The sequence below is a fragment of the Paenirhizobium selenitireducens ATCC BAA-1503 genome (genome assembly GCF_900492185.1).
GTDB classification, from domain to species: Bacteria; Pseudomonadota; Alphaproteobacteria; order Rhizobiales; family Rhizobiaceae; genus Allorhizobium; species Allorhizobium selenitireducens_A.
On sequence record NZ_UEYP01000002.1, the window covers coordinates 163814 to 189795 of the forward strand.

The following is a 25982-nucleotide window of genomic DNA, read 5'->3' on the forward strand; positions in this document are numbered from 1 at the left end:
CCTATTCCGGCCTGGGCAGGGCGGGGTCGGCCAGGCACTTCTTGAGCGGCAGCAGCTTCACGCCGTAGATCGCGGTGATGCGGCCGACCGCGGAATCCTGGCTGTCGGTGCTACGCTCGGTCTCGGCCTGGATGCAGCCGCAGGTGTAGCCATAATTCCCGTTGGAGGCGACATAGTCGCCGGTCGAGATGTCGGGGAAATTTTCCATGCCGATTGGCTCCTCGTCGGAGCCCTGGGTGAGGAGAACCCACATACCTTCGCTGTCGTCCAGCCAGTAATTGCCGGGCGTCGGGTTCTGGATCCAGCCGCAGCGATTTTCCTTGGCGAATGCCAGTTGCGGAAGGGTGAGGATGGCGAGGGCGACAAGAAGGGTGTGGGGTGACATCCGCATTTGGCTTGGCTCCTTGAGTGATGCTCGCCAAGGCATAGCGCGGAACGGTCGATGGCGCCAAAGGCCAAAAATGGGACAAGGGCGTGAGTGGGCGCATTATGGCCCCGGAGCGTTTAGCTTCGGGGCCTGCGATCGTGTTGAATTGTTCGGGCTCGTTGCCGTGGCGATCGCGCTTGTCGCGGCGCACGGGCATCCTGCTAGTCGCGGGAGGACGTGCCGACGGTGACGCCGCGGCCGGAATCGAAGCCGTAGATGACATTGAGGTTGCTGCTGTTGACCGATGCGCGGTCTGCCTTGGGGCCCGTATCCCGGATGATGGAGCCGACGACCGTGCGGTCGATATTGCCGGACGAATGTTCCACATTGGGGCCGCTGCGGCTGGTGGATTCCAGGGCGAAGGCGGAGGTCGTGCCGGCAAGCGAGGCGATGACGGCGGTTGCTGCGATGAGGTTCTTCATGGGATTTATCCTTTCTGAGTGAGGTTCACCCAGGTCGGCGGATGGAGTCGGCCTGAGAGGTTGGGGCTGATCCGGTTAGTCGCGGGAGGACGTGCCGACGGTGACGCCGCGGCCGGAATCGAAGCCGTAGATGACATTGAGGTTGCTGCTGTCGACCGGTGCGCGGTCTGCCTTGGCGTCCGTATCCCGGATGATGGAGCCGACGACCGTGCGGTCGATATTGCCGGACGAATGTTCCACATTGGGGCCGCTGCGGCTGGTGGATTCCAGGGCGAAGGCGGAGGTCGTGCCGGCAAGCGAGGCGATGACGGCGGTTACTGCGATGAGGTTCTTCATGGTGTCGTTCTTTGATGTCTTCCGTTTGGAAGCGGGGGGTGAATCGGATCGAACTGTTCGGTTCGATGAGTGTTATTTGCGCCCGGAACTTGAGGATTGCAATAGTTAGTTGCGCGCAATCGAACTCTTTGGTTCGATGTTGCATCTGCCCCTTGAAATTTCGTTCGGAAAAATAATCTATTTAAAACAATTAGTTATGGAGTCGTTCCTTGTTCGAAAGCGAAGCGAAATGGGCCAGGTTACGCATTGTCAACAAAATGTGACATGCCAATCTCGACCCTTGCGTTCGGTGTTTCTGCCTACCGAAAAGGCTTGACGAAGCCCTCTTGACCCCTTAAACAGAACCGTACCGTACGGTACTTGAAAGATGTCCATCGTGCAGACCGAAGCCGCCAATGCCGAATTTTCGCCGCGCCAGAGCGCCGTTCTCGCCGAAGCCCTGAGGCTGCTGGTGGAGGGGGGCGACAAGGCATTGACGACGGCCGGGCTGGCGCGGGCGGCCAATTGCTCCAAGGAGAGCCTGTACAAGTGGTTCGGCGATCGTGACGGGCTGCTCTCGGCGATGATCTCCTACCAGGCGAGCAAGGTTCGCACCTTCGAGCGCCCCGGCGAGAGGCTGACGGCGGCAAGCCTTGCCGAGCATCTGGAAATCTTTGCCCACGACCTGCTCGAGGTTCTGGCGGGAGACGTGTCGCTGGCGCTCAACCGGCTTGCGATCGGCCAGACCAATCGCGACGGCTCGAAGCTCGGCACGCTGTTGCTTGAGCGAGGTCGCCGGCAGATCGACCGGCGGGCGCGGGCGCTCCTGGACGCCGGCCAGCGTGACGGCCTGTTGCGCTTCGCCGACGGCGAGGAGGCCTATCGCACGCTCTACGGCCTGATCGTCTCCGATATGCATGTGCGCATGCTGCTCGGCGACATGCCGCAGACCAAAGGTTTCGCTGCCAGAGCGGAGAAGGCGGTCAACGCCTTCCTCGCGCTCTACGGCACGGAAAAGGTTCTGGCCGGCCGCGACGGGGGAACCCGTTCCGGCCAGCCGGTCAATGACAGTCACCACAACCGACAAGCATAGGGAAGGAACTTAACATGCGCGTCTATTACGATCGTGATGCCGATCTCAATCTCATCAAGGCCAAGAACGTCGTCATCGTCGGCTACGGCTCCCAGGGTCGCGCCCATGCGCTGAACCTCAAGGATTCGGGCGCGGCCAATGTCGCGATCGCGCTCAAGGCCGGTTCGCCGACCATCAAGAAGGCCGAAGCCGACGGCTTCAAGGTCATGACGGTTGCCGACGCCGCCAAGTGGGGCGACCTGATCATGATGGCGACCCCGGACGAACTCCAGGCCGACATCTACAAGGCCGACATCGCCGGCAACATCCGTGACGGCGCGGCGATCGCTTTCGCCCACGGCCTCAACGTCCACTTCGGCCTGATCGAGCCGAAGGCTTCGCTCGACGTCGTGATGATCGCGCCGAAGGGCCCGGGCCACACCGTTCGCGGTGAATACCAGAAGGGCGGCGGCGTTCCCTGCCTCGTTGCCGTTCACCAGAACGCGTCGGGCAATGCGCTCGAACTCGCTCTCTCCTACGCCTGCGGCGTCGGCGGCGGTCGTTCGGGCATTATCGAGACCAATTTCCGCGAAGAATGCGAAACCGACCTGTTCGGCGAGCAGGTCGTTCTCTGCGGCGGCCTGGTCGAGCTGATCCGCGCCGGTTTCGAAACCCTGACCGAAGCCGGCTACGCACCGGAAATGGCCTATTTCGAGTGCCTGCACGAAGTGAAGCTGATCGTCGACCTGATCTATGAAGGCGGTATCGCCAACATGAACTATTCGATCTCGAACACCGCGGAATGGGGCGAATACGTCACCGGCCCGCGTATCATCACCGCCGAGACCAAGGCCGAGATGAAGCGCGTGCTGCACGACATCCAGACCGGCAAGTTCACCTCGGACTGGATGCAGGAATACCGCGCCGGCGCCGCCCGCTTCAAGGGCATCCGCCGCATGAACGACAGCCACCAGATCGAGGAAGTCGGCACCAAGCTGCGCGCCATGATGCCGTGGATCGGCAAGAACAAGCTCGTCGACAAGTCTGTCAACTGAGGCGATAGGCAGTAGGCAATAGCCGATAGGGTTTGAGGGCCGGGGAGGGTGACTTTCCCGGCCTTTGCTTGCTTTGGATCGCAAACAGATTGCCTCGGTCAATAGGTCAGTAATATTGACCTATCACGGTTTTCATGTTCTCTTGCGTCATCAGAAAAACATCCGAGGAAACCCCATGCTGAACTGGGATCATGTCTTTGCGACGCGCATGGCGCATATGCGCGCCTCCGAAATCCGCGAATTGCTGAAGCTCCTGGAGCGGCCGGACATCATCTCGTTCGCCGGCGGCATTCCCGATCCGGCGCTGTTTCCCGAAGAGGCATTTAAGGCGGCCTATGCCGACATCTTCAGCGGGGATCGGGCGGCGGCGGCGCTGCAATATTCGGTCAGCGAAGGCTACAGGCCGCTGCGCGACTGGCTGCGGGGCGAGATGGAGAAGATCGGCATTCCCTGCTCGGTCGACAACATCTTCATCACCTCCGGTTCGCAGCAGGCGCTGGATTATCTCGGCAAGCTGTTCCTCTCGCCGAAGGATACCGCGCTCGTCACCTGGCCGACCTATCTCGGTGCGCTCCAGGCCTTCAATGCCTATGAGCCGAACTACGACCAGTTGACGCTGACCGGCAACCGCACGCCGGAGAGCTACAGGGCCGCGGCGGAAAATCTCGGCGGCGCGGTGAAGTTCGCCTATCTCTCGGCCGATTTCTCCAATCCGACCGGCGAAACCGTCGACCGCGAGGCCCGCGAGCGGCTTCTGACGCTCGCCGAGGAACTGGACATCGCCATCCTCGAGGACGCCGCCTACCAGTCGCTGCGCTATGAAGGCGAGGCGATCCCGCCGATCCTTGCGCTGGAGATCGCGCAGAAGGGGTCGATCGAGGAGACCCGCACCATCTATTGCGGCAGTTTCTCCAAGACGCTTGCGCCCGGCCTGCGGGTCGGCTTCGTCGTCGCCAACCAGACGGTCATCCGCAAACTGGTTTTGATGAAGCAAGCGGCGGACCTGCATTCCTCGTCGATCAACCAGATCGCCATCGCGAATGTCGCCGAGCGGCATTTCGATGCGCAGGTCGCCAAGATTCGCGCCGCCTATGGCGCGCGGCGGGACGCGATGCTGAAGGCGCTTGCCACCTACATGCCGGCCGGCACGACCTGGACCCGGCCGGAAGGTGGCATGTTCATCTGGGTGACGCTGCCGGAGGGGATGGACGGGGCCGAGCTTCTGGCGCGCTCGGTCGAGACCGAAAAGGTTGCCTTCGTCCCGGGCCAGGCCTTCTTTGCCGACCGGTCGGGCGCCAATACACTGCGGCTCTCCTTCTGCTGTGCCAACGAGACGATGATCGACGAGGGGATCAAGCGCCTCGGTCGGATGGTCCAGGGCGCGCTGGCCGCCGCTGCCTGAGGACCATACTGGATCGTCCCTGAAGCGGTGGCATGGTCGCCGGCCCAGCGGCTGGTCGTCTGCGGTCCGTAAGGGCCATCGCGGCAGCCAGATTGTCCGCCGGACTGCATCGCTGCGGTGTCGTCGCTGCTTAACCTTGTTGAGCGAAACCGGCCGCGCGCGTGCAGCCCGGCGTTGAAGGGGCCCGGCGTTGCGTGACATGCTGGGGCCGAGGATGGGAGACCGAGGGGGCTTCATGCGGTTCCTGGCATTCGATGGGTTGAGAGGCCTGTTTTCGCTGCTAGTCGTCCTGGCGCATGTGCCGGCGGCGACGGTGCTGCGCCAGTCTGGCCTCAGTGCGACGGGCGATACGCTCGTCGATCTGTTCTTCGTCTTCAGCGGCTTCGTCATCGCCGCCGGCTACGAGAAGAGGCTGCTTCAAGGTTACGGCACGGGCCGCTTCCTCATCGAGCGGCTCGGGCGCATCTATCCCATCCACTTCGTCATGCTGATGGTTTTCATCGCCACCGAGATCGCCTTCGCCACCTTGCTCGGCTCGCTCGGGCAGCAGGGGCGGGCGCCCTTCGAGGGGGACAAGTCGGTGGAGGCGATCTTCACCCATCTGACCCTGATCCATGCCTGGAACGTCCATGACATACCGACGTGGAACTACCCGACCTGGAGCCTGTCGACGGAGTGGGCGGCCTATATCGTCTTCGCGTTTGCGCTTCTTGTCTTGCGACGGCGTTTCACAACTGCCGCCGTGGTCGGGATCGGCGTCTCCATCGTGGTCTTGCTGACGGTCGCTCCGAACGGCATGCAATCCTACCACGACTATGGCGTGTTCCGGTCTATCCTCGGCTTTTCGGCCGGTGTGCTCGCCTATCGCACCTACGACGCCCTGAACCGTCGCCAGGCTTTTTCCGCGCTTTCCAGGCCGGTCTTTACGGCTCTGGAAATCGGTGGACTTGCCGGCCTGTTCGGGTTGCAGGTGTCCTTTGGAGCCACGGATTTTGCAGTCGCCCTACCGCTCGTCTTCACGCTGCTGATGATCGTGTTCGCCTATGGCAAGGGCCATGTCTCTGCCCTGATGGGCAGCCGGCCACTCGTCTATCTCGGCACGATTTCGCTGTCGATCTATGTCGTGCATGTCTGGATCATCATGCGCGCCGGCAATGTGGCGGCGCTCGCCGAACGGCTGACCGGCCTAAATCTCGTCACTTATGTCGCGGAAGGCGATTCACGCCATCTCGAACTGGCGCTGCCGCCGCTTGCGGCAAACCTCCTTGCCCTGCTGGTCGTCGCCGGCGTGGTGCTCGTCAGCCACTTCACCTATCGCTATGTCGAGCTTCCCGGCCAGGCGCTGTTCCGCCGCCTGGCGAAACCCCTGGCGCCGGCGGTCACGGGGCCCGGACGGGCCGTGGCCGTGAACCCCTGAGGGTGTCGCATGTCTGCGGCGGTGGCGACGGTTTTCAGCCCCGCGCAAGCACGATGACCATGTCTTCCGGGTGATACTGGATCGGATCCGAGCGGGACGGATTGACCGTCACACCGCCGAGATTGCGGGTGTCGGCCTCGTCGTCGCGCTGGCGGCGGTGGCCGATGGCGATCTCGCCGCGACGCAGCGCCGCGAGCGCGATGGTGAAGAAGTTCACCGGGCGATCGATCGCCACATAGTCGCTCATCGGGCGCATGTAGATTTCCGAGCCGTCCTCGTCGAGCAGTTCGGCAAAGATCTCCGCCATGAACTCGTTCTCCGAGGCCTGGGCGAGCATCAGGCTGACCAGCTTGTTGCTGACGACGAAGTCGTCGGCGCGCGCCACCTCGGCAAGCTCGCGGTTGCGCACGTCGGTCATCTCGCTGACCACGTTAACGTGGCAACCGGCCCGCTCCGCGATCCTGCGGATGTGGAGAAGGGTGATCAGCGTGCGCGTATCGGCCGACTGCATGCTCATGTCGTCGCTGTAGCCCAGTACCAGGACGTGGTCATAGCTCGGGATGTTCAGACGATCGAGGGCGGTCCGGCTGCTGGTCTCGATCTCGTGGTACTCGATCGCCATATGGCCGTTCGGCAGTTGCAGACCGGCCATGTCTGCCCTGAACTGCGGCGTGTCCGCAGCGATCGTCAGATGCGAGCCGGGAGTGACATAGCGGCAGAGTTCGGAGGCGATGATCGGACCACGACGGTTCCAGCCGAGGATCAGCGTGCGTTCCGGCCCGGCCGGACGCTTCACCGGCGGCAGGATCACCTCCTTGGCGAGGTCGATCTCGTTGTTCCAGGACTTGATCGAGTCGTCGTCCTCGGCGATGATCACCACCCGTTCGCCCGGCTCGATCAGGCGGTTCGGGGCGGGGTTCAGGTGGATCTTGCCGGCCCGGTCGCAAAGGCCGATCAGGGTGCAATTCTCGTAAGCCATGACGCCGGCGGCGAACGGCTTGCCATTGAGTGCCGGCTGCTCGAGCGTGTAGATTTCGCAGCCGTCGAAATCGAGCAATTCGGAATAGACCGCGGACAGGCCGGACTGGCGGCTGGTATGGACGACGATCCGCGAGATCAGGTCGTCGGCCAGCACCATCTGCATTTCCCTACCGCCGACAATGCGGGCGACCTCGGCATTGTGCGCGTCGCGGATCTCGGCGGCGATCATGTAGGGCTCAGGGCGGCGCTTCGGATCGTTGACCAGCGCCAGCACCGATTTGATGACCTGCGAATCCGGATCTTCGTCCTCGGGTGAGAGCACGATGATCGAGCGTGAGTTCTGCGGATTGACGATGTCGAGGTCGTAGAGATCGGTCGGGTCGCCGCTGCGGCAGATGATCTTGGTGTTCTTCAGATCGGCCACCTTGGTGGCGATCTCATCCTCCATCTCGACCTTGTCCTTGTTCGCCATGATGACGATGCGGGGGCGGCGGCGGCTCTGGTTGGCGATCACCAGTTCCGAAATGACGTCGAAGATCGATGACGACCAGTTGAGGATGATCGTGTGGTCGGCCTCCAGCACGCGCGAGCGACCCTTGCGCAATTCGTCGAGCTTGTTCTCCAGGCCGGAGCTGATGACGCCGATCAAGGCGGAGAAGACGAAGATGCCGGCGAGCGTCACGACGAGCGCGACCAGGCGGAAGCCCCAGCCCTGATCTCCGCCCATTGTCCCGGCGTCGAAGGTGCGCATCAGCGATGCCCAGGTGCCCTCGATGAAGGAAACCGGCTCGCCGCCTTCCGGCGCGATGCCGGTAATGGCGAGAAAGGCACCGGCCAGAGAGATGACGACCAGAGAAATCAGGGCCAGCCAGCCGATCAACGCCACGGCGCCTCCGGCCATGCTCTTGTCGAACTCATAGCGCATGCGCGCCCGCCAATTTCCGCCCGTCTTCATGCTGATGCTTTCATTTGGTCTTTGAGAGGTAAGTAAATCCGCCATTGCAGGAAATGCCAATTCCCGCAACGTCCAAGCTTCGCAAGGTTGAAGAAAACCCATAAAAGTCCAATGGCAGGGACAAGGCGAGGGCTCGCCGTGCCTCAATGACGACGGGCCGCAGGCGACCGGCGCGATTTGCCTGTCGAAAAAAGCTGAATGTCATCCACGTGTTATACAGGCGCACTAAGCAGCGACATCTCATCCACACGAGGACGTTCCGATGAAAACCCTGCTTTCCGCTTTCACCGCCCTTGCGGCCGTCGGTTTCATGGCGGTTTCCGCCAACGCTGCCAATCTGGTGCTCTACACCAGCCAGCCGAACGAGGACGCGCAGGCGACCGTCGACGGCTTCATGGCCGCCAATCCCGATATCAAGGTCGACTGGGTGCGCGACGGCACGCCGAAGATCATGGCCAAGCTGATGGCCGAAATCGAAGCCGGCAATCCGGCTGCCGACGTTCTGCTGATCGCCGACACGGTCACCATGGAGCGCATGAAGCAGGCCAACCATCTCCTGGCCTACAAGTCGCCGGAAGCGGCCAACTATGACGCTGCCCTCTATGATGCAGAAGGCGCGTATTATTCGACCAAGCTGATTACCACGGGCATCATGTACAACACCGCGGCTGCCATGAAGCCGACCAAGTGGGCGGACCTGGCCAAGCCGGAAGCCAAGGGTCTCGTCACCATGCCGAGCCCGTTGACCTCGGGCGCCGCGCTCATTCATGCCCAGACGCTGGCCGGTGTTCCCAGCCTCGGTTGGGATTACTACGAGGCGCTGCAGGCCAATGGTGCCATCGCCGCCGGTGCCAATGGCGGCGTGCTGAAGGCTGTCGCTTCGGGCGAGAAGGCCTATGGCATGGTGGTGGACTTCATGCCGATCCGCGAGAAGGCCAAGGGCGCTCCGGTCGAATTCGTCTTCCCGGAAGAGGGTGTTTCCGCCGTCACCGAGCCGGTCGCCATCCTGTCGTCGAGCAAGAACGCCGAAGCCGCCAAGAGGTTCGTCGACTACGTCCTGTCCGAAAAGGGCCAGGAAGGCTTCTTGAAGCTCGGCTACATCCCGGCCCGCAACGGCATGCCGGTTCCGGAAGGTTTCCCGGCCCGCGACACGATCAAGGTCCTGCCGATCGACCCCGCCGCAGCCCTCAAGGCGACGGACGCCGACCTCAAGACCTTTTCGGGCATTTTCGGCACGAACTGATCGAACGGATCAATGCCGCATCACCTTGCCAAAGCGAACAGCCAGCCCCGCTGGCTGTTTCCTTTTGTCGTCTCGTTCGTCGCTCTCCTGTGCGTCCTGCCGCTGGCACGGCTGGTCGCAGCCGGCATTTCCACGCTGTTTTCCGGTCGCGCCCTCGACCTCCTCGAGGAACCGGCCGTGTGGTCGGCGGCGGTCAACACGCTCACCACCTCCTTCTTCGGCATGGTTGCCGCGGTCGCCATCGGCGGACTCTTCGCCCTGGCGCTGACGCTGGCCGACGTGCGGGGCAAGTGGCTGCTGAGCTTCCTGTTCATGCTGCCGACGATGATCCCGCCGCAGGTCCAGGCGCTGGCCTGGGTGGGCATGTCCGGTCCGTCGAGCCCGCTCCTGAAAGCGCTCGGCATCGCGCCGCCGATGGGAAGCCCGCAGCCGCTCTATTCGGTGGCCGGCATTGCGCTTCTTTACGGCGTCCAGCATGCGCCGCTGGTCTATCTTGCGCTCAGGGCCGGCCTTCTCGCCCTGCCGCGCGACGGTATCGAGGCGGCCAAGCTCGCCGGGGCGTCGCCCTGGCGGGTGCTGAAAGACATCATCCTGCCGCTGTCGCTGCCGGGCATCATCGCCGGAGCGGCCATCGCCTTCGTCTCCGGCGTCGGCAATTTCGGCATTCCGGCGATCCTCGGCCTGCCGGCGCAGATCTACACGCTGCCGACGCTGATCTATTCGCGGCTGGCGAGCTTCGGCGGCAATACGTTTGGTGACATCGCCGTGCTGTCGGCGATGATCGGCCTGATGGCGGTCGCCGGCCTGCAGATCCAGGAACGGGCGCTGAGGGGCCGGGACTATCGCGTCATCGGCCTTTCCGGCGCATCGGCGACCTTCCGGCTCGGCCGCTGGCGGGCGCCGCTTGAGGCCTTTCTCTGGCTCCTGCTGTTCATCATGCTGATCGCACCCTTCTTCGCCCTTGTCTCCGCCTCGCTGGTGCCGGCCTATGGCGTGGTGCTGTCGCTCAAGACCGCTTCGTTGTCCGCCTATGAGGAGATCCTGTTCCGCCAGACGGTGACGAGGACCGCCTTTGCCAATTCGCTCTTCCTTGCGGGCACGACCGCGTTCGGGCTTCTCGTGATCGGCGTGCTGGCCGGCTACACGCTGACGCGCGGCACGAGCCGCTGGACCGGTCTGCTCTCGGCGATGATCGAAATCCCCTATGCGCTGCCGGGCATCGTCATTTCGGTCGCCTTCGTGCTGGTCTTTGCCGCACCCTTGCCCGTCCTCGGCGTCACCATCTACGGGACGATCTGGATCATCCTGGCCGCCTATTTCGCCAGCTTCCTCGCTGTCGGGCTGAAACCGGTGGTCAGCGCGCTGCGCCAGCTCGACCCGGCGCTGGAGGAGGCGGCGCGCCTGTCGGGCGCCAGCTTCTACCGCCGGCTGTTCGACATCATCGTGCCGCTGATTGCGCCGGCGGCCGGCGTATCCGTGATCCTGGTCTTCCTCATCTCCTGCAACGAGCTGACGGTTTCGGCCCTTCTTTGGTCGGCCGGCACCCAGACACTCGGTGTCGCGATCTACAATCTCGACGACAGCGGTTCCTACGATCTCGCCTCGGCCCTTTCGGTCCTGGTGGTGCTAATGGTCGTGGTGTTGATGCTGCTGCTCGAACTGATGGCGGCGCGGCTGCCGAAAGGAGTAGTCCCATGGCGAAACTGATCCTGCACAAGCTCTGCAAGGACTACGGCACGGGACGGCCGGCGGTGAACGACGTGTCGCTCGACATTCGCGAGGGCGGCTTTCTGGCGCTGCTCGGGCCATCGGGCTGCGGCAAGACGACGGTGCTGCGCATGATCGCCGGCTTCGAGACGCCGAGTGACGGTTCGATCCTGCTCGGCGAACGGGTTCTGGCCGATGCGAGCGGCGTCGTTCCTCCGGAAAAGCGCAACATGGCCATGGTCTTCCAGTCCTATGCGCTCTGGCCGCACATGACCGTGGCCGCCAATGTCGGCTATCCGCTGAAGGTCAGGGGCATTTCCGGCGAGCGTTACCGGGCGAAGGTGACGGATGCGCTCAAAACCGTGCGGCTGGAGGCCTATGCCGAGCGCCGACCGGCGGACCTGTCCGGGGGGCAGCGGCAACGCGTGGCGCTGGCGCGCTGCCTGGTGACGGCGCCCGACGTGGTGCTGCTCGACGAGCCGCTCGCCAATCTCGACCGGCACCTGCGCCAGGAGATGGAGGAGACGTTTCGCGAGTTCCATGCCCGGTCCGGTGCGACGATGATCTACGTCACCCATGACCAGGCCGAGGCGATGGCGCTGGCCACCGATGTCGCGGTCATGTCGGAAGGCCGGCTGTTGCAGGTCGCGTCGCCGGCGGAGATTTATGCGAGGCCCGAAGGTCGGCTGGTCGGCGGCCTGATCGGCCAGGGGGTCGTCCTGACCCTTGCGGAGCGCGGGGCCGACCGGCGCGATCTGGAGTGGAACGACATCCTGGCGCGGCTGATCTCCGGTCAGTCGGGCGAGCCGTCGATGGACGTGCTGGTGCGGCCGCAGGACGTCGTGCTCGGCGGCGACGGGCTTCCGGCCGAGGTCGTCGGCGTTTTGTTCGAGGGCGAGCGTTATGCGCTCAGGCTCAAGCTCGGCGACGGCCGGTTGCTGCGGGCCTACAGCCGGACCGCCTGTATCGAAGGCGAACGGGTGGCGGTGACGATCACCGCCGGCTGGCGGCTATGAGGCTGCGTTGACCCCTCAGGGCGCGCCGGAGCAGACCCAACGGGCAACCCGGCAGCCGCCGGTATACTGGTTGCAGACGCCGATGGCCTCCAGTTCCGCCCTCCGGCGGTCGCTGCCCCAGCCGGAGCCCCAGCTGCCATTCTGCCCGACGGCAAGCGCCCCGCAGGCATTCTTGAACCAGATCGCGACGCGGCAATCGCGGGCACGACCGGAACATTCGCGCAAGGCCCGGCGCTCGGCATCGGCGCGGGTCGAGAAGGAGTGCGACCAGCCATCGGCGCGGGTCGTTGGCGAATAGGCGATCGCGCCGTAGCTATCGGCGACCGCCATGGCCGGAGCCAGGGTGGTGAAGGCGATGGCCAGAACGGCAAGGACTGAATAGGAACGGCGCATGCTGAACTCCCGGGTCATGCGGATGTCCAATCATAGGACGATGACGGGAGGCGGTGGAAGGACGTTTTTTGGGATGCGGCCCATGGTGGACCGGCGGCCGAAACGCCTTGGACTGTCATCTGTCCGTTCAGGTCTGTTGGTCTATACTTCTCTTAATCAGAAAGAGAGAATCATGGCGCTCAGGCTAGGCACGTTCAATATCGAGAACCTGATGACCCGGTTCGATTTCACCGGCTTTCGCAACCAGTTGCGCAAGGATCGGGTGCTGAATCTCTTCGACGTGCGAAGCGAGCAGGACTATCAGCGGCTGGAGGCCGCCCGGGTCGTCGCCTCGACGGACGACACGCGCCAGCTTTCGGCGCTCGCCATCGCCGACGCCGCCGCCGACATCCTGTGCCTGCAGGAGGTCGACAGCATGGAGGCACTCAAGGCCTTCGAATACGGCTATCTGTTTCGCATGGTCGGCGCCGGCTATCGCCACAAGTATCTGGTCGAGGGCAATGACAGCCGCGGTATCGACGTCGGTGTGATGATGCGCGACGAGACCCGCGACGGCGAGAAGATCGAGATTGTCGATATCCGCAGCCATGCGGCCCTGACCTATGGCGACCTCGATCTGTTCACCCCGGCGCTTGCCGCGACCAACAAGGCCGACGACAAGATCTTTAAGCGCGATTGCCTGGAACTCGAGCTGACGATCGGAGGCCGGCCGCTGGCGCTCTATGTCGTGCACCTGAAATCGATGAGCAACGGCCGCGACGGGGCCGACGGGCGCAGCTACACCATGCCGGTCCGCGAGGCGGAGACCAAGGCGATCCGCCACATCATCGAGGCGCGTTTCGGCAAGGGGCAGACCGCCGACAAGAACTTCGTCATCTGCGGCGACATGAACGACTATCAGGAGCGGGTGGACGTGGTCGGCGACCGCCGCTCGGGCTATCAATTCAATCCGAGCGGCCGGCTGGAGAGTGCGCTCGACGTCTTTTCCGCCGACGGCTTTGCGGAAAACGTGATGCTGCGGCGTGACCCGCTCGACCGCTGGACGCTCTATCACGCGCGCGGACCCGAGGAGCAGCATCTCTGCCAGCTTGACTATCTCTGGCTGTCTCCGGCGCTCGCCCGCAGGAATGCGGACAGGGCACCGGAGATCATTCGCAATGGCCAGCCGTACCGCACGCCCTTTCCCGAGGGGCAGGGGGTGGAGCGCTATCCGCGGATCGGCTGGGACCGGCCGAAGGCTTCCGACCACTGCCCGATCGTCATGGAACTGGAACTGTGATGTTCGATCGCGACGAAGGCTGCGTGGACCCCTTGCCGCCCGAAGGGCAGGTCTTTCCGCTGCAAGGGGTGCGGTTGCGTGTGCTTGAGGGCGAGCATCCCTTCCATCGGGACAATCACCGGGCCGCGGCCTCAAACTGGCAGGCGGAAATCGCCGCCAAGCCGGCGCTTTTCGACGGGCGCATGATCTTCCAGCATCGGCTGAGGCTCGAAGAGGGCGTGCTCGAGGGGGAGGGTTATGTCGTTCCCTATTCGACCTACCTCTGGTGGCGAAGGCAGCCGGACGGCGCCGGCGGGCGGCATGTCTTCGCATTCCCGGTGATCGCCTCGGCCGATGGCGCGCTGATTGCGGTGAGGATGGCCGAGCATACCGCCAATGGGGGCCAGGTCTATTGCGCCGCCGGGTCGCTCGACCCCGACGATGTCGTCGACGGCCATTGCGACATTGCCGGCAACATGGCGCGGGAGGTGCGCGAGGAGACCGGTCTCGACCTTAGCCAGGCCGTCACCGACGGGCGGTATTTCGCCAGTTATCGCGGCCGGCGGCTGACCATCCTGCGGCTTTATCGTTACCCGCTCACAGCCGATGCCCTGCTGGACCGCATCGCCGCGCACATGGCCATCGACGAGGAGAAGGAGATCGCCGGTGCGGTCGCGATCCGCTCGGCGGATCCGGCCGCGCATCCGTATAATCCGGCCATGTTGCCGGTTCTCGCCTGGTTCTTCGGCGGGGCGTCCTGACATCGCTTGCTTGCGCAAGGGGCGAAGGTCGGGCAGTCTCTGGCCAAATCGATCCATGCCTGCGGAGGATGCCTTGGCGCGACACTATTCGATCTACGACGTCTTTACCGAGCGCAAGCTGGCCGGAAATCCGCTGGCGGTGATCTTTGACGGCGAGGATCTCTCCGACCAGGCCATGCAGGCGATAGCCGCAGAAACCAACCTGTCGGAAACGGTGTTCGTACAGAAGTCCGCCAATCCTGCCCACTCCGCTCGTATCCGCATCTTCACGCCGGCGCGCGAACTGCCATTTGCCGGGCATCCGACCGTGGGCACCGCCGTGGCGCTCGCCGAGCGGGCCTATGGCAAGGAGAGTGGCGGGCTCGACCTCGTCTCGGTGCTGGAGGAAAATGTCGGGCCGGTCCGCTGTGCGGTGCGGCTGCGGGACGGCGAGGCGAGCTTTGCCGAATTCGACCTGCCGAAGACTTCCGTGCGCCACGAACTGGCGCTGGAGCGCCAGGGCATCGCCGACGCGCTTGCCTTGAAGGCGACCGACATCGGTTTCGAAAACCATGTTCCCTCCGTGTGGAGCGCCGGCGTACCCTTTCTCATGGTTCCGGTGCACAATCTGAGCGCGGTGGAAGGCCTCGATTTCGATGCGCAACTGTGGGAACGTATCGCACCGCTCTGCGAGGGCGGCCTGACCGCGGCCTATGTCTACTGTCGGGGCGGGGTGCATCATGCCGCGAAGTTCCATGCGCGGATGTTTTCCACCGACATGGGCATCGTCGAGGATCCCGCGACCGGTTCCGCGGTCGCAGCGTTGTCCGGCGCGATCCACCATTTCGATGGATTGCCCGATGGCCATCATCCGTTGATGATCGAGCAGGGCGTGGAGATGGGCCGGCCCTCCTACATTCATCTGCATATCGACACCAAGGATGGCGCGATCAGCCGGGCGCGGATCGGCGGGCAGGCGGTGCGGATCGCGTCCGGAATTCTCGACCTCTGAAAATAAAGGGATTTTGCCGGTTTTTGAATTTTTTTTGAAAAACGGCAAAGTTTTTTCTCCCCGGTGCTGGACAACATCGGCGATGCTGTTTATACGCCCTCTCACACCGCCGGAAGGCGCTGGTCGGGTGATTAGCTCAGTTGGTAGAGCAGCTGACTCTTAATCAGCGGGTCGTAGGTTCGAGCCCTACATCACCCACCATTTTCAATCAGATGGACGTATTCTTTGAAGTTTTGCCGCAACTCGCGGCCGAGGCGTTTTGTCGGATTCTTGACGCGCCGCTTGACCGCAGAATGCCTCCTCGGCCCTGTTCTTGGGCGGCCCTGTCTGGCCATTATTGGTACTAGCTGGCTTTTATCCGAAGCACGGATTGCGTCTTGTCCGAAGTGACGAATATGTGGTCACGCCCAATCTCGGGCATGGAGCATTGCAGTTACATGAAACGCGTTTTGTCCGCCGCCGGCATGCTGGCCGCCGTCCTTTTCTCAAGCGCTGCGCAGGCTGAAGACCTGGTCTTCACGCTGACCAACGGCACGAATTCGGTGCTTACCCATTTCTACACTTCGCCGGTCGGCGTCGAAAGCTGGGAAGGCGACGTCTTCGGCGACCAGGTCCTCGAGCCGGGCGAGAGCATTCAGCTGACCATCGCCGACGGTCGCACCCAGTGCGAATACGACATGCGCTTCGAATTCGCCGAAAGCTCGGATCTCGACACGACCGAAGACACGCAGAACCTCTGCGAGATGGGTTCGTACAAGATCCACGAATAAGCGACCCTAGCCCCATCTTGCCTCTCTTGGGGCCGCCTGCGGAGAACGCCGGCGGCCCCAAGGCCGTTTCCGGCACCGCATCGGCGGGGCGCCCCCGAGAGTCTTTGCCGGCTATGTTGTTGCATTGGGGATTTCCCGCCGGGACTGTCGAAGCGATCCGACGAAAATGCTCTTTTGTTCCGTCAGTCCGCAGCCGCTGTTCCCCGGATGTTCATGGAATTTGAGCGTTTCCGGGGAATGGAGGCTGTGGAAAGCTGTGGATAACTTAGTTAGCCGGCTCTTGCCGCCGAAGGATGCCGGGACTGTGGCAGGACGAAGGGCATGGAGGCCACGGGCAGCCGGCCGACAGCGCCGCCAATTCCATAAACGGCGGAAATGATGGCGTCGTCGATGACCGCAAGCGGCGTTCCCTCGGACATGATTCGACCCCGGTGCATGATGACGAGGTGATCGGCGAATTCCGCCGCCAGGTTGAGGTCGTGCAGGATGGCAAGGACCGCACCGCCACGGCGGGCAAAATCGCGGGCGGTTTCCAGCACGCTGATCTGGTGGCCGATGTCGAGGCTCGATGTCGGCTCGTCGAGGAAGAGCGCGCGGGCGCGTCCTTGCTGGACGGGATACGGCACCTGCGCCAGCGCACGGGCGAATTGTACACGCTGCTGCTCGCCGCCCGACAGGGCCCGATAGGCGCGAGCCTCGAAGCCTTCTAGCCCGACACGGGCGAGCGCCTTGCGGGCGGCATCGGTCGGGTCCCGTCTGCCATGGGCGATGGCGCCCATGCGCACCACTTCGAGCGCGGTGAACGGGAAGGACAACGTGGTCGCCTGCGGCAGCACGGCGCGGTCTGCGGCGAGCGCGACCGCCGAAAGGCGCGAAAGCGGTCGACCATGGCAAACGACCGTGCCGAGGTCGGGAGCGAGTTCTCCCGACAGGACCTTGAGCAGGGTCGATTTGCCGGCGCCGTTCGGGCCGATCACCACGGTAAAGACGCCCGGGCAAAGCGTGAGATCGACCTTGTCGACCAGAACCCGGCCGTCCCTGACGATGCTGACATCCTGGGCAACGATCATCACAGGCCCTCCATCGCGGCGCGGCCATTGCGGCCGAGCAGCAGGATGAGAAAGACCGGTGCGCCGAGTATGGCGGTGATGATGCCGATCGGCAGCTCCGCCGGGGCTGCAATCGTGCGGGCAATGCTGTCGGCTAGCAACAGCAGGCCGGCGCCGCCGATCGCGGAGGCCGGAAGCAGGAAGCGGTGCGACGGGCCGATGGCGAGCCGCAGGAGGTGGGGCACGACGATGCCGACGAAGGAGATCGAGCCGGCGACCGCCACCGTCGCGCCGCAGGCGGCGGCCACCGCGAGGATCGACAGCCGCTTCAGCCGCTGGACCGGCACACCCATGTGGAAGGCGGCGGCATCGCCCAGTACCAGCGCATCGAGCCCGCGGGCGACGAACGGCAGGGTGGCGAGGACCAGCAGGATGAAGGGGAGGATGGCCAGCACCTTGGCATAGGTCGCGCCGCCGAGCGAACCGAGCGACCAGAAGGTGATGTCGCGCAGCGCCCGGTCGTCGGCGATGACGATCAACAAGCCGGTCGCCGCAGCGCTCATTGCACCGATGGCGATGCCCGATAGGATCAACGCCGTCGTCGAGGTCTGGCCGTTGCGGGTGGCGATGGCATAGAGCAGCAGGGTGTTGGCAAGCCCGCCGGCAAAGGCCATGAGCGGCAGGAACTGGTCGCCGAGCAGGGACTGGAGAGGGGCCAGCACCGTCCCGCCGAGGACAATGGCGCAGACGGCGGCAAGGGCGGCGCCCGAAGTCACGCCGACAATGCCGGGATCGGCGAGCGGATTGCGAAACAGGCCCTGCATCATCGCACCGGAGATTCCGAGGCCCGCCCCGACGAGGAGGCCCAAGGCCGTGCGCGGCAGGCGGACGGCTTCGAGGATGATGCGGTCCTGCGCGTCCAGGCTGCCCATGTCGCCGGCGATATAGGCCAAGAGAACCTTCAGTCCGACCCCGGTCGGGCCGCTGACCAGCGATCCCAGCACGGCCGCGGCGAGCAGGGCGAGAAGCAGGAGGATGACGACGACGCCGAGGCCGGAACGGTCGCCGGGCGGCGAGTGCCGCCCGATCAGTGTGGCAACCGTGCTCATGGCTTCACGGTACCCGGATAGAGCCTTGCCGCAAGATCGAGTGCTGCGGCGGGCGTGCGTGGCCCAAGGCCGAGAAGGTAGAGGCCGTCCATGGCGATGAAGGCGCCGGTTTTCGCCGCCGGACTGGTTTGCAGCGCGGGCAGGGCAAACGCCTGTTCGGCGGTCAGGTGAAGCTGCGGGTTGTCCATCACCAGCACGACGTCGGGGGCCGCCGCGATCACCGCCTCGTCGCTCAGCGGCTTGTAGCCGGTAACGTCGGCTGCGGCATTGACGCCCCCGGCGAGCCGGATGATTGCATCGGCGGACGTGTTCGTGCCGGCGGCCGTGACGCGACCATTGGCGAGCGAGAGGGCGAAGAGCACGCGTTTCTTCGGCTCGCTGATCGCCGCGAGTTTCTGCTTGAGCGCCGAAAGGTTGGCATCGACGTCCATCGCCAGCTCTTCGGCGGCGTCCGGCGTGCCGACCGCGGCACCGACCGCCCGGATCTTGCCGGCGATCGCCTCAGCCTCCGGCGGGGTCGGGATGGAGACCATGGCCACGCCCGAGGCCTTGAGGATGGCGATAGCATCGGCCGGACCGGCGCCCGCCTCGGCGATGATGAGGTCCGGCTTCTGAGACAGCACGCCTTCGGCAGACAACTGGCGGATATAGCCGACATCGGGTTTGTCCGCAGCGCTCTTGGGATAGGTGCTGGTGCTGTCCACCGCGATGACCCGCTCGCCTTCGCCGAGCGCGTGGATGATTTCGGTCACCGTGCCGCCGATCGAGACAATGCGCTGCGCGCCACTCGGGCTCGATTGGGCGAGGGTGGCGCCGCCGGGGGCGACGATGAGGAGGAGGGCGGTGGCGAGCGTCCGTGCCGTCAGCCCGAGCGATCCGAATTGATCCATGCTTGTGAAATCCTATTGCCAATAATTGTGCGCTGCCGCCAAACTGGGTCGGCGAACGCCCGGAAAATCGAGCGCCGCTGCCGGCGACATTTAACTTGACACAAATACACAAGTTTAAATACCAAGGCAACACAACGTGGTGGCGGGCGGGAGGCCGGTGATGGTGGAATGCCGGCGCCCGGTCCGAGGCGTGGCCGTCCCGCCGATCAGAGAGAGGATTTTGACAGATGTTTATTGCCATGAACCGTTTCCGCGTGGTTCCCGGTCATGAGGAGGCATTCGAGGCCATGTGGGCGAACCGCAAGGGCCGACTGGCCGAAGTGCCGGGCTATGTCGAATTCCACATGCTGAAGGGCCCGAAGGCGGAGGATCATTCGCTCTATGCCTCGCATGCCGTCTGGGAGAGCGAGGAACACTTCAAGGCCTGGACCAAGTCCGAGCAGTTCCGGGCGGCCCATGCCCGCGCCGGCGAATCCAAGGTTCAGTATCTTTCCGGCCCGCAATTCGAAGGCTTCGAAGTCATCATTCATGAAGACCGTGACGGCAAGCGCGTCAACGAGGCCGCTTGAGGGACGAGGGAATGGCTATGTCGACAGACAGCGAAGAACGGGCGGAGCGGGCACGCGCCGCGCTCGCCGAGAAGCCCGACGGCGTCGTCGAGGCTATGGCTGCACAAGCCAACGTGACGCCGGCGGAGATCCTGGCGATCCTGCCCGCCGGGGCGGCGGTGCTCGCTCCGGGCGAACACTTCCTGACGATCTGGCAGGACATGACCGGTTGGGGCGACGTCCTCCTGATCGTCAACACCGACGATATCGTGCTCGAGGTGGAGGGGGCGCTGCCCCACGGGAGCGAAGGCCATGGATGGTTCAACATCCACGGCGACAGCCCGATCGGCGGCCATATCCGCAAGGACCGGTGCGTTTCGATCGCCTTCGTCGACCGTGGCTTCCATGGCCGGCGCTCCTGCTCCGTCTGGTTCATGAACGCCGATGGACGCGCGATGTTCAAGGTCTTCGTGCGGCGCGACGAGGAACGGGCGCTGCTTGCCGATCAGTTGCAGCGCTTCGAGGCCTTGCGCGGCAAGATGGCTGAGGCCTGACCAACCATGAGCGGGGCACAGGATGCCGGGTGCCTCGGCTTCGGGCGTTCTTTCTTTTGGCCTAAACAGTGACTATGGTCCGCGCAGAATCCAGATCAGCGCAAGGACCGAACTTGTCCCGCATCCACCGCCTTTATCTTGTCGTCATTGCCATGGTGCTCGCCCTCCAGCCGCTGGGGGGCGCCGATGGCGTCACGCCGGCCGTCGCGCAGGAAAGCGCGCCGGCGCGTGACAAGATCGTCGGGCACGCCCTGGAACAGATATCCGAGGCGGAAAAGCAGATCGAGGCGCTGCAGTCGCAAGTGGAGGCCCACAAGAGCGACGACGCGGCGCTGGTCGACATCAAGGTCAAGGCGGACGAGATCATCCGGCAATTGTTGAAGATCTCGGTCGAGCTTCGACCGCGCTTCAACGACGTCAAGGCCCGGCTGGCGCAGCTCGGCGAGAAACCGGCCGAGGGCGAGCCAGCGGAGGCGCCGGCGGTCACCGAGGAGCGCACGCGACTGAATGCGGCGCGTCTGGAGATCAATACGCTGACCGGACGGGCGGAGGATTTGTCGATCCGGGCCTCCAACCTTTCCGACAGCATTACCGACCTCAGACGCGAATTGTTCACCGACAGACTGTTCGAGCATACCGAAATCTCAGGCGACGTGGTCGATGACGCGCTCAATGCCTTTTCGGCGGAGTTCAACGACTTCCAGCGTACCGTCAGCAGCTGGTTCTCCTTCATCTGGAAATACAAGCGGGTGCCGCTCGGCACGGCCGTCACTCTGTCGCTGGCCATGGCGCTGGTGCTGCTCGCCGGCGAATACAGGCTGTTCGGCTCGCTCATCCGCCGGGATCCCACGGTCAGCAAGCCTGCCTATATGAGCCGGTTCTCGGTGGCTTTCTGGTCGACGATCCTGCCGGCACTGGCGCTCGCGGCCTTTCTCGTCAGCAGTTTCTTCTTCCTCGATACCTTCAACGTGTTGCGACCGGACATCGCGCCGATCGCGGCCGCATTGTTCGGTTTCGCCGGGCTCGTCTTCTTCGTCGCCATGCTGGCGCGGGCGGTGCTGGCACCAAAGGCGCCGAGCTGGCGGCTCGTCAGGCTGTCCGACAAAGGTGCGCGCGACCTGAATTTTGCTGTGCTGTCGATGGCCGTAGTCAATGGGTCGGACTACGTGCTCGGCGCGATCAGCGAGACCTTGAGTTCTCCGGTGGTGCTGACCGTGATGAAGAGTTTTCTCTCCTCGGTCGTGGTCGGGCTCATCGTTCTTGTCGTCTCCTTCCTGCGCCCGATGGTCGCCCCGAGCGGCGATCCTTCGGAGCGGGGCCGCGCCTGGCCTAAGGCCGTCGCCTTGCCGTTGCGCATTATCGGCATCGGCCTGATCCTGCTCAGTGCGATCGGCTATGTCGGACTGTCGCGCTTCCTCGCCACACAGATGGTGCTGACCGGCGCAGTCGTGGCGACGATGTATATCGGCATTCTTTCCGGCAAGGCGATTTCGGCACCGAACCAGTTCGGCGAGACGCGGGTCGGCCGATACCTCCAGCAGCGCTTTGCGCTCAAACCGGTCGGCCTCGACCAGGCGGGCATCGCCGCCGGCCTGCTGATCTACGTGTTCGCGCTGTCGATCGGCCTGCCGTTGATCCTGATCTCCTGGGGTTTCCAGCCGCGCGACCTGCAGATCTGGCTGGTCAACATCTTCACCGAGATCAACATCGGCTCGATTCGCATCTCGATCTTCGGCATCCTCGGCGGGGTCCTGCTGTTCGCTCTCGGTCTGGTCGCCACGCGCTGGCTGCAGAAGTGGCTCGACGGCAATGTCATGGCGCGTTCGCAGGTCGATGCCGGCGTTCGCAATTCGATCAAGACGGGGGTCGGTTATCTGGGAACCGGTCTCGCCGGGCTGATCGGCATTTCGGCGGCGGGGATCGACCTGTCGAGCCTGGCGTTGGTCGCCGGCGCGCTGTCGCTTGGCATCGGTTTCGGCTTGCAGAACATCGTGTCCAACTTCGTGTCCGGCCTCATCCTGCTCGCCGAACGGCCGTTCAAGGTCGGCGACTGGGTGGCGACCGGAACGACGGAGGGTTTCGTGCGTCGCATTTCGGTGCGCGCCACCGAAATCGAGACGTTCCAGCGCCAGTCGATCATCGTGCCGAACTCGGAACTGATCAACGCCCCGGTCGGCAACTGGACGCATCGCAACAAGCTCGGCCGTATCGAGATCCCGGTCAGCGTCTCCTATGAAGCGGACCCGCGCCGGGTGATGGAACTGCTGATGGAAATCGCACTCGCCCATCCCGGCTTGCTGCGCAATCCGGAGCCGGTGGTGATGTTCAACGGCTTCGGCGCATCTTCGCTTGATTTCGAACTGCGCGGCTTCATTGGTGACGTTCTCGGCGGACTGCCGATCAAGAATGAGCTTCGCGTGACCATCCTGGAGCGGTTCCGCGCGGAGAAGATCCAGATGCCCTATCCGCATCAGGAGGTGCACCTGCATCTCGACGAGGCAGATCGGCGCATCTTCGCCGGTCGCGGGAAGGGGCGTGCGGGAGAGGCGGGCGATTTGCGCGAACCGCCGGATGATGACAAGATCCTGCCATGAACGGGATGTTCAGCCGGCGTTCAGGGGCGCCGGCCTAGAAGAGGGGCATGTTCGGTGCGGTCAAGATGACCGCGAAACGGACAAAACGAGAGGACGGCGCCTCGGCGCCGGTTTGGCGATGAAAAAGTTCCTGACTGGCTTGATGATGTTCCTCGGCGCTGCGAACGGCGCCTGGGCGGCCTCGGTCACCAATGGCGGCACGGCAGCGATCGTGCTTCAGGTGGTCGAGGATGGCAATCGGAGCGAGGTCGCGATCGATGCCGGCGCTTCGGAAACGATTTGCCCGTCTGGCTGTTTCGTCACGCTTCCAAACGGAGACCGCCTCGGTCTCGAGGGTGGCGAGACGGTCGAGATCAAGGACGGTTCGGCAACGGTCAAGTAGGCGGTCAGTCGCCATCTCGCGGAGATTTGCAGGTTGAGGCGCCCGGACCCGTTCCGGGCGTTTGTGTTTTCGTCAGCCGATCGCACGGGCGACAGCATATTCAAAGTCCTTCAGGTCAAAATGCCGCGGGCGAAAGCCGTCCATGAACAGTCAAAGATCAAAAAGGGGCAGAACTGGTCGCCTTTCCTTCAGCATGAGTTAATCACGGCATGCTTCGATCTCGCCCGCTCGATTAACGGTTCTGCAAGTCCAAACGACTAATTTGTTTGCAGTTCTCTCAGGTTAAAGGCGTGTCATGGCTTTTCTAGGCATATCCGGAATGCAGTATTCCGGAGAGACTTTTCCGGATGTTCGTATCATCGTTGCTGAGGATTCGAATGTCTTCACGTCCATGATCAGCACGCGCATGAAGGAGCTGTTCGGCATCGACGTCGAAATCTGCCGTACCTTCGAGGATCTTCAGGCCGCCAACGAACTGTCCGACGAGGCGGTGACGCTGGCGATTTCCAATATCAACCTGCCGGGAGCGGAAAACGGCGAGGCGCTGGAATATCTGATCGACCTGAACATCCCGGTGATCGTGTTTACCGGTACATTCCAGGAGCAGACCCGCGAGAAACTGCTGTCGAAGGATATCGTCGACTATATCCTCAAGGACAATATCTTCGCGGTCGAGATGCTGGCCGAGTCGGTCTATCGGTTCCTGACCAATCATCGCCATCACGTGCTGATCGTCGACGATAGCCCGACGGCGCGGGCGCTGCTTTCAAGCCGCCTTAAACGCTATAATTTCCGCGTCAGCACCGCCGAGAGCGGTGCCAAGGCGCTAGAGATCCTCAAGGCCAGTCCGGATATCGGCCTCGTGGTCACCGACTACAATATGCCGGACATTGACGGCTTCGAGCTGACGCGGCGCATCCGTGGCGCCCGTGGCAGCCACGAGCTTCGGATCATCGGTGTGTCGTCCTCGACCAACCGGTTGTTGTCCGCGCGTTTCCTCAAGGTTGGCGGCAACGACTTCATGTTGCGACCGTTCATCGATGAAGAATTCTACTGCCGGGTGAATCAGAACCTCGACACTCTGGTACAGATCCGAGCGGCGAACGCGCGCAAATAGCGCGTCCTCGCACTCGTTGAGGACAGTTTTAAAGAATTGCCGATCCGAGGCTATGCCTCGGATTTGTGCGCGTGCCTGTAGATACCGATTGTTGCAGAACGACTGATTTTCAAAGGCGATTTTAAAATGTCAAAGCCGAGCGAACTGTCCGCAGGGTCCGTGGCTTCAGCGCGCAAGCGTGCGCATGTGCTGGTAATCGAGGATTCCCGTACCTTCTCATCCTTGCTCTGCCATCGCTTCGAACATGAGCACGGCTACCTGGTGACCCATTGTGCATCGACCAAGGCCCTGAGGGATGCGGCGGGGCGCGCGGACCAGCCTTTCGATGCGGCCGTCGTCGACCTCAACCTGCCGGATTCGCCCGACGGCCAGATTCTCGACGAGGTGGTCGCCATGGGCGTCCCGGCCGTCGTCTTCACCGCCGACTTCAACCGCCACATGCGCGAGCGTCTGGTCGAGCGCGGGGTCGCCGACTATGTCATCAAGAACAATGAGCGGGCCGTCGACATGGTCGTCTCTGCCGTTGCGCGCATCCTCGACAACCGTCACGTCCGGGTTCTGGTCGTCGATGACGTGGCATCGGCGCGCAAGATGCTGGTCGATCTGCTCAATGTCCAGCAGTTCCAGGTATTCGAGGCGACGACCGGCAGCGAGGCGCTCGACATGCTGGTGCGCCATCCCGGCATCGACATGGTGATCACCGACTATAACATGCCCGACATGGACGGCTATGAGCTGACCCGGCGGATCCGCCGCGAGCACGGTTCCGACCGGCTGCGGATCATCGGCATCTCCTCCTCGGCCGATCGCCTCTTGTCGGCAAGCTTCCTGAAGGCCGGGGCCAACGACTTCGTCTATCGCCCCTTCGTGGTCGAGGAATTGCAGTGCCGCATCGGCCACAATATCGAGACCTTGTCCCAGATCCGGCAGCTGAGGCTCGCCGCCTTCAGCGATTATCTGACCGGCTTGCGCAACCGACGCCATTTCTTCGACGAGGGCCCCGCCAGGATCGCGACCTGTCTCGAACGCGACGAGGCGTGCAGCATGGCGATGCTGGACATCGACCATTTCAAGCAGCTCAACGACAGCTACGGCCACGAAGTCGGTGACCGGGTTCTCAAGGCGGTCGCCGCTCGCCTCTCCGACCTCGTCGACAATACCGACCACCTTCTGGCGCGGCTGGGCGGCGAGGAGTTCGGCATATTGCTGTCGGGAATGGATTCGGAGGCGGCGAGCGCGTTTTGCGAGATCGTCCGCTCCAGCGTGGCGGAACTGCGTGTGGCGCATGCCGATATCGACATATCCGTGACCGCGTCTATCGGCGTGGCGGAGGTGGCGGGGCTGGAGAACTTCAGCAACTACCTCAACGCGGCCGACCAGTTCCTCTATCTCGCCAAGCGCTACGGCCGCAACCGGGTCTATTCCGACAATACGCTGCTGAAGATGGCGATCGGCGGCTGACGGCGGCAGTAAATGCCGTCGGCCGGCAGGCGTGCCGTTTTGGCGGCCGCTGCGTGCTGGCAAATGGCGATCCGTTTCCTATATTGGCCTGAC

Annotated in this window: 25 protein-coding genes and 1 tRNA gene; 18 read left to right on the top strand and 8 right to left on the bottom strand. The window is 63.5% G+C overall.

Annotated features, from left to right (window positions below; translation table 11 throughout):
- Position 1: 1 nt before the first annotated feature.
- From RHIZ70P_RS04535 to RHIZ70P_RS04545, 3 genes are all read right to left on the bottom strand, one after another.
- A complete protein-coding gene (locus tag RHIZ70P_RS04535) occupies positions 2–391 on the bottom strand; it encodes a DUF4087 domain-containing protein (RefSeq protein WP_419178269.1) in 390 nt (129 codons plus the stop codon).
- Between the two features lie 197 nt (positions 392–588).
- Positions 589–849: a hypothetical protein gene (locus RHIZ70P_RS04540; protein WP_115669204.1), complete on the bottom strand. Its 261-nt coding sequence runs from the start codon at positions 847–849 to the stop codon at positions 589–591.
- A gap of 75 nt (positions 850–924) precedes the next feature.
- A complete protein-coding gene (locus RHIZ70P_RS04545; protein ID WP_115669205.1) occupies positions 925–1185 on the bottom strand; it encodes a hypothetical protein in 261 nt (86 codons plus the stop codon).
- A gap of 367 nt (positions 1186–1552) precedes the next feature.
- Here RHIZ70P_RS04545 and RHIZ70P_RS04550 point away from each other — a divergent pair, with 367 nt between their 5' ends.
- From RHIZ70P_RS04550 to RHIZ70P_RS04565, 4 genes are all read left to right on the top strand, one after another.
- Positions 1553–2257 (top strand): TetR/AcrR family transcriptional regulator, encoded by a 705-nt coding sequence (locus RHIZ70P_RS04550; RefSeq protein WP_115669206.1) that lies wholly within the window; start codon positions 1553–1555, stop codon positions 2255–2257.
- A gap of 14 nt (positions 2258–2271) precedes the next feature.
- On the top strand, positions 2272–3291 hold the full coding sequence (ilvC, locus tag RHIZ70P_RS04555; protein WP_115669207.1) for a ketol-acid reductoisomerase: 1020 nt from the start codon (positions 2272–2274) through the stop codon (positions 3289–3291).
- A 175-nt stretch (positions 3292–3466) separates the two neighbouring features.
- The gene (locus RHIZ70P_RS04560; RefSeq protein ID WP_115669208.1) at positions 3467–4693 is read left to right on the top strand and encodes a PLP-dependent aminotransferase family protein; all 1227 of its coding nucleotides are present in this window, start codon (positions 3467–3469) and stop codon (positions 4691–4693) included.
- Positions 4694–4928: 235 nt separating this feature from the next.
- The gene (locus RHIZ70P_RS04565) at positions 4929–6110 is read left to right on the top strand and encodes an acyltransferase family protein (RefSeq protein ID WP_181903942.1); all 1182 of its coding nucleotides are present in this window, start codon (positions 4929–4931) and stop codon (positions 6108–6110) included.
- 34 nt (positions 6111–6144) lie between these two features.
- Here RHIZ70P_RS04565 and RHIZ70P_RS04570 read toward each other — a convergent pair whose 3' ends face one another.
- Positions 6145–8046 carry a CASTOR/POLLUX-related putative ion channel gene (locus RHIZ70P_RS04570; protein ID WP_115669210.1) on the bottom strand — a complete coding sequence of 634 codons (1902 nt, stop codon included), beginning with the start codon at positions 8044–8046 and terminating at the stop codon, positions 6145–6147.
- A 262-nt stretch (positions 8047–8308) separates the two neighbouring features.
- On the opposite strand from RHIZ70P_RS04570, the gene RHIZ70P_RS04575 reads away from it, so the two are divergent.
- From RHIZ70P_RS04575 to RHIZ70P_RS04585, 3 genes are read left to right on the top strand one after another with little or no spacing between them, the layout of a single operon-like run.
- The gene (locus tag RHIZ70P_RS04575; RefSeq protein ID WP_115669211.1) at positions 8309–9289 is read left to right on the top strand and encodes an ABC transporter substrate-binding protein; all 981 of its coding nucleotides are present in this window, start codon (positions 8309–8311) and stop codon (positions 9287–9289) included.
- A 12-nt stretch (positions 9290–9301) separates the two neighbouring features.
- Positions 9302–10996 (top strand): ABC transporter permease, encoded by a 1695-nt coding sequence (locus RHIZ70P_RS04580; RefSeq protein WP_115669212.1) that lies wholly within the window; start codon positions 9302–9304, stop codon positions 10994–10996.
- On the top strand, positions 10984–12012 hold the full coding sequence (locus tag RHIZ70P_RS04585) for an ABC transporter ATP-binding protein (protein WP_115669213.1): 1029 nt from the start codon (positions 10984–10986) through the stop codon (positions 12010–12012). The genes RHIZ70P_RS04580 and RHIZ70P_RS04585 overlap by 13 nt, the downstream gene beginning before the upstream one ends.
- A gap of 15 nt (positions 12013–12027) precedes the next feature.
- Here RHIZ70P_RS04585 and RHIZ70P_RS04590 read toward each other — a convergent pair whose 3' ends face one another.
- Positions 12028–12405 (bottom strand): DUF4189 domain-containing protein, encoded by a 378-nt coding sequence (locus tag RHIZ70P_RS04590; protein WP_115669508.1) that lies wholly within the window; start codon positions 12403–12405, stop codon positions 12028–12030.
- A 172-nt stretch (positions 12406–12577) separates the two neighbouring features.
- On the opposite strand from RHIZ70P_RS04590, the gene RHIZ70P_RS04595 reads away from it, so the two are divergent.
- The 5 genes from RHIZ70P_RS04595 to RHIZ70P_RS04615 all read left to right on the top strand — a co-directional run bounded on the left by RHIZ70P_RS04595 (position 12578) and on the right by RHIZ70P_RS04615 (position 16185).
- Positions 12578–13684 carry an endonuclease/exonuclease/phosphatase family protein gene (locus tag RHIZ70P_RS04595; protein ID WP_115669214.1) on the top strand — a complete coding sequence of 369 codons (1107 nt, stop codon included), beginning with the start codon at positions 12578–12580 and terminating at the stop codon, positions 13682–13684.
- The gene (locus RHIZ70P_RS04600; RefSeq protein WP_115669215.1) at positions 13684–14424 is read left to right on the top strand and encodes an NUDIX domain-containing protein; all 741 of its coding nucleotides are present in this window, start codon (positions 13684–13686) and stop codon (positions 14422–14424) included. The genes RHIZ70P_RS04595 and RHIZ70P_RS04600 overlap by 1 nt, the downstream gene beginning before the upstream one ends.
- 73 nt (positions 14425–14497) lie before the next feature.
- Positions 14498–15415: a PhzF family phenazine biosynthesis protein gene (locus RHIZ70P_RS04605; protein ID WP_115669509.1), complete on the top strand. Its 918-nt coding sequence runs from the start codon at positions 14498–14500 to the stop codon at positions 15413–15415.
- A 125-nt stretch (positions 15416–15540) separates the two neighbouring features.
- Positions 15541–15616, top strand: a tRNA-Lys gene (locus tag RHIZ70P_RS04610).
- 236 nt (positions 15617–15852) lie between these two features.
- Positions 15853–16185, top strand: a complete 333-nt coding sequence (locus RHIZ70P_RS04615) for a hypothetical protein (RefSeq protein WP_115669216.1) — start codon at positions 15853–15855, stop codon at positions 16183–16185.
- Positions 16186–16454: 269 nt separating this feature from the next.
- On the opposite strand, the gene RHIZ70P_RS04620 is transcribed toward RHIZ70P_RS04615, so the two are convergent.
- From RHIZ70P_RS04620 to RHIZ70P_RS04630, 3 genes are read right to left on the bottom strand one after another with little or no spacing between them, the layout of a single operon-like run.
- Positions 16455–17255 carry a heme ABC transporter ATP-binding protein gene (locus RHIZ70P_RS04620; protein WP_115669217.1) on the bottom strand — a complete coding sequence of 267 codons (801 nt, stop codon included), beginning with the start codon at positions 17253–17255 and terminating at the stop codon, positions 16455–16457.
- Entirely contained in the window at positions 17255–18343 is a 1089-nt protein-coding gene (locus RHIZ70P_RS04625) for a FecCD family ABC transporter permease (protein ID WP_115669218.1), read from the bottom strand. Before RHIZ70P_RS04625 ends, RHIZ70P_RS04620 begins: the two co-directional genes overlap by 1 nt.
- Positions 18340–19233 (bottom strand): heme/hemin ABC transporter substrate-binding protein, encoded by an 894-nt coding sequence (locus RHIZ70P_RS04630; protein ID WP_115669219.1) that lies wholly within the window; start codon positions 19231–19233, stop codon positions 18340–18342. The genes RHIZ70P_RS04625 and RHIZ70P_RS04630 overlap by 4 nt, the downstream gene beginning before the upstream one ends.
- 227 nt (positions 19234–19460) lie before the next feature.
- On the opposite strand from RHIZ70P_RS04630, the gene RHIZ70P_RS04635 reads away from it, so the two are divergent.
- The 6 genes from RHIZ70P_RS04635 to RHIZ70P_RS04665 all read left to right on the top strand — a co-directional run bounded on the left by RHIZ70P_RS04635 (position 19461) and on the right by RHIZ70P_RS04665 (position 25889).
- Positions 19461–19802 carry an antibiotic biosynthesis monooxygenase family protein gene (locus RHIZ70P_RS04635; protein ID WP_115669220.1) on the top strand — a complete coding sequence of 114 codons (342 nt, stop codon included), beginning with the start codon at positions 19461–19463 and terminating at the stop codon, positions 19800–19802.
- Between the two features lie 11 nt (positions 19803–19813).
- Positions 19814–20335, top strand: a complete 522-nt coding sequence (gene hutX, locus RHIZ70P_RS04640; protein ID WP_115669221.1) for a heme utilization cystosolic carrier protein HutX — start codon at positions 19814–19816, stop codon at positions 20333–20335.
- Between the two features lie 152 nt (positions 20336–20487).
- Entirely contained in the window at positions 20488–22929 is a 2442-nt protein-coding gene (locus RHIZ70P_RS04645; protein ID WP_419178274.1) for a mechanosensitive ion channel domain-containing protein, read from the top strand.
- Positions 22930–23047: 118 nt separating this feature from the next.
- Positions 23048–23311 (top strand): hypothetical protein, encoded by a 264-nt coding sequence (locus tag RHIZ70P_RS04650; protein ID WP_115669223.1) that lies wholly within the window; start codon positions 23048–23050, stop codon positions 23309–23311.
- A 295-nt stretch (positions 23312–23606) separates the two neighbouring features.
- Positions 23607–24428 carry a response regulator gene (locus tag RHIZ70P_RS04660; RefSeq protein WP_115669225.1) on the top strand — a complete coding sequence of 274 codons (822 nt, stop codon included), beginning with the start codon at positions 23607–23609 and terminating at the stop codon, positions 24426–24428.
- Between the two features lie 126 nt (positions 24429–24554).
- Positions 24555–25889: a diguanylate cyclase domain-containing protein gene (locus tag RHIZ70P_RS04665; protein ID WP_115669226.1), complete on the top strand. Its 1335-nt coding sequence runs from the start codon at positions 24555–24557 to the stop codon at positions 25887–25889.
- Positions 25890–25982 lie beyond the last annotated feature (93 nt).